This is a genomic window from Janthinobacterium sp. FT14W, from assembly GCF_009208755.1.
Classification (GTDB): Bacteria; Pseudomonadota; Gammaproteobacteria; order Burkholderiales; family Burkholderiaceae_D; genus Janthinobacterium; species Janthinobacterium violaceinigrum.
On sequence record NZ_WFLL01000133.1, the window covers coordinates 1 to 522 of the forward strand.

The 522-nt window shown below is 64.4% G+C and carries 1 protein-coding gene; it reads left to right on the plus strand.

Annotated features, from left to right (window positions below; all coding sequences use genetic code 11):
* Positions 1 to 522 (plus strand): phosphopantetheine-binding protein (locus GCN74_RS28310; protein WP_226939280.1); only part of this gene is annotated, 522 nt, incomplete at both ends.

Consider the following 522-nt stretch of genomic DNA (forward strand, 5'->3'; position numbering starts at 1 on the left):
TCAAGGTCAGGGGCTTCCGCATCGAACTGGGCGAGATCGAAACCCGGCTCAATGAACACCCCGGCATCGAGGACAGCGTCGTCATCGCCAGCGGCAGCGACAGCGACAAACGCCTTGTCGCTTTCTACGTCCTCACCCAAGGCACAGCCGATGCGCCCGACGCCATGGATGCGGATACGCTGCGCGCTCACCTGCAAGCCAGGCTGCCGGCATACATGCTTCCGGCAGCCTTTGTCTGCCTACCGCGCATACCGCTCACCCCCAGCGGCAAAGCCGACCGGGGCGCCCTGGGGCGCATGGAAATCGGCATCCAGTCAGCTCATGTCCACCTGCCGCCACGCACCGACGGCGAGCGGCGCCTGGCAGCGATCTGGGAAGTGATGCTGGGCCTGGAAGAAGGCCGCGCCGGTGTACACGACAACTTCTTCGACCTGGGCGGGCACTCGCTGCTGGCCATGCAGCTGCTGTCGCGGCTGCGCAAGGAGTTTGCTATCGAATTGCCGCTCAAGGTCGTGTTTGAAA